Source organism: Nocardioides sp. (assembly GCF_036401255.1).
Lineage (GTDB): Bacteria > Actinomycetota > Actinomycetes > Propionibacteriales > Nocardioidaceae > Nocardioides.
In genome coordinates, this window is record NZ_DASWVI010000459.1 from 1 (window position 1) to 2,851 (window position 2,851).

4 protein-coding genes are annotated in these 2,851 nt (G+C 71.5%); all 4 read left to right on the forward strand.

The features are described 5' to 3' along the window. On the forward strand, positions 1-909 hold a 909-nt coding region (locus VGD85_RS20905; RefSeq protein ID WP_331065360.1), incomplete at its 5' end, for an acyl-CoA dehydrogenase family protein. Beyond that, complete coding sequence (locus VGD85_RS20910) at positions 906-1,700, forward strand: SDR family oxidoreductase (protein ID WP_331065361.1); 795 nt, start codon at positions 906-908, stop codon at positions 1,698-1,700. The genes VGD85_RS20905 and VGD85_RS20910, both read left to right, overlap by 4 nt. 4 nt (positions 1,701-1,704) lie before the next feature. Further along, a complete protein-coding gene (locus VGD85_RS20915) occupies positions 1,705-2,301 on the forward strand; it encodes a TetR/AcrR family transcriptional regulator (RefSeq protein WP_331065362.1) in 597 nt (198 codons plus the stop codon). After that, a partial coding sequence (locus tag VGD85_RS20920; RefSeq protein WP_331065363.1) for a beta-ketoacyl synthase N-terminal-like domain-containing protein occupies positions 2,298-2,851 on the forward strand: 554 nt, incomplete at its 3' end. The genes VGD85_RS20915 and VGD85_RS20920, both read left to right, overlap by 4 nt.

Here is a 2,851-nt window from a genome sequence, read left to right on the forward strand (position 1 = left end):
CGCGCCGACGCGCCGGGGCGGGTCAACCACCTCGGCGAGGAGCTGCTCGGTCCGACGCTGATCGCCTTCGGCACGCCCGCGCAGAAGGAGCGCTTCTTGCCGAAGATCGTCGCGGTCGAGGAGCTGTGGGCCCAGGGCTACTCCGAGCCCGACGCCGGGTCCGACCTCGCCAACGTGCAGACCAGGGCGCGGCGGGACGGCGACGAGTGGGTCATCGACGGGCAGAAGGTGTGGACGTCCAACGCCCACCTCAGCCAATGGGCGTTCGTCGTGTGCCGGACCGAGCCCGGCTCGAGTCGCCACCACGGCCTGTCGTTCCTGCTCGTGCCGCTCGATCAGGACGGCGTCGAGATCCGCCCGATCGAGCAGCTGACCGGCGGATCCGAGTTCAACGAGGTCTTCTTCACCGGGGCGCGGACCGCCGCCGACCTCGTGGTCGGCGAGCCGGGGGAGGGGTGGCGGGTGGCGATGGCGCTGCTCGGGTTCGAGCGCGGCGTGTCCGTCCTGGGCCAGGTCGTCGGCTTCGCACGAGAGCTGTCCGGCGTCGTGGAGCTCGCCCGCGAGACCGGCGCGATCGACGATGCCGTGCTGCGCGACCGGCTGGCCGGCTTGCAGGTGGAGCTCGAGGTGATGCGCTTCCAGGCGCTGCGCGGCCTCGCCACGACCGACCCCGGCTCCGCCTCGGTGTTCAAGCTCGTGTGGGCCGGCTGGCACCGGCGGCTCGGCGAGGTCGCGATGGACGTCGCCGGCACGGGCGGGCTGACCGCCGGTGCGCCGTACGAGCTCGACCGCTGGCAGCGGCTCTTCCTGTTCTCGCGCGCCGACACGATCTACGGCGGCAGCGACGAGGTCCAGCGCAACATCCTCGCCGAGCGCGTGCTCGGCCTACCGAAGGAGCCCCGCGGATGACCGCGCCCGCCACCGTCCCCACCTACGTCCCCGGACACGGACTGCTCGACGGCAGGGTCGTGGTCGTCACCGCCGCGGCCGGCGCCGGCATCGGCGCTTCGGTCGTGCGCCGGGCGCTCGAGGAGGGTGCCCGGACCGTGGTGTTCAGCGACACCCACGAGCGCCGGCTCGCCGAGGCCGAGGAGTCGCTGGCGGCGGAGTACGGCGCCGAGCGGGTGCGCCAGCAGGTCTGCGACGTCACCGACGAAGCGCAGGTGCAGGCGCTGCTGGACATCGCCGACCAGCTCGGCGGGGTCGACGTGATGGTCAACAACGCCGGGCTCGGCGGCACGGCGAGCGTGCTGGAGATGACCGACGAGCAGTGGCTGCGCGTCCTCGACATCACGCTGACCGGCACGTTCCGCTGCGTGCGCGCCGCCGGGCAGCGGATGACGGCGGCCGGCCGGCCCGGGGTGATCGTCAACAACGCCTCGGTGATCGGCTGGCGGGCGCAGGAGGGCCAGGCCCACTATGCGGCTGCCAAGGCGGGCGTGATGGCGCTGACCCGGTGTGCCGCCCTCGATCTCGCCCCGCACGGCATCCGCGTCAACGCGGTCGCACCGAGCCTGGCGATGCACCCGTTCCTGGCCAAGGTCACCTCCGACGAGCTGCTGGACGAGCTGAAGGGCCGTGAGGCGTTCGGCCGGGCCGCCGAGCCCTGGGAGGTCGCGAACGTGATGGTGTTCCTGGCGAGCGACTACTCGTCGTACATGACCGGTGAGGTGGTCTCCGTGAGCAGTCAGCGAGGCTAGGACCATGGTTCCGACGACCGAACCCGCCATCCACTCCCGCCGCACCGAGCTGCTCGGCATCGCCGCCGGCCTGTTCGCCGAGAAAGGCTTCAAGAACACCACGGTGCGCGACATCGCCGACGCGGCCGGCATCCTCTCGGGGAGCCTCTACCACCACTTCGACTCCAAGGAGTCGATGGTCGACGAGATCCTGCGGACGTTCCAGGAGGAGCTGTTCGGCCAGTACGACGACATCATCGCCAGCGACCTCGACCCCCGGTCCAAGCTCGAGCGGGCCGTGGTCGTGTCGTTCGAGGCGATCGACAAGCACCGCGACGAGGTGGCGATCTTCCAGAACGAGGCCGCCTACCTGCTGACGTTCGACCGGTTCTCCTACCTGGCCGACCGCAACCGGCAGTCCCGTGACGTCTGGTTGACGCTGCTGCGCAGCGGCGTCGAGGCCGGCGTCCTGCGCGACGACCTGGACCTGGAGCTGACCTACCGCTTCATCCGCGACACCGTCTGGGTCGCCGTGTCCTGGTACCGCCCCGGCGGCCGGCGCACGCACACCGAGATCGCGCGACAGTACCTGTCCATCCTGCTCGAAGGGATCCAGTCATGAGCGTGGCCTACATCGTCGACGCCGTCCGCACCCCGGTCGGCAAGCGCGGGGGAGCGCTGGCCGGCGTCCACTCCGCCGACCTGGCCGCGCACTCGATCGGCGCGCTGGTGCGGCGCACCGGGATCGACCCGGGCGCCGTCGACGACGTGATCCTCGGCTGCTGCGACACGATCGGCTCGCAGGCCGGTGACGTGGCGCGCACCGCCTGGCTGGTCGCGGGGCTGCCCGACCACGTGCCGGGCGTGACGATCGACCGGCAGTGCGGGTCGTCCCAGCAGGCGGTGCACTTCGCCGCGCAGGGCGTCATGTCCGGCACCCAGGACCTCGTCGTCGCCGGCGGCGTGCAGAACATGAGCGCGATCCCGATCTCGGCGGCGATGATCGTCGGGCAGCAGTACGGCTTCTCGACGCCGTTCGCGGAGTCGCCGGGCTGGCAGGCGAGGTACGGCGACCAGGAGGTCAGCCAGTTCCGCTCCGCGGAGATGATCGCGGAGAAGTGGGACCTCTCGCGCTCCGAGATGGAGGAGTTCGCGCTCCTCTCGCACGAGCG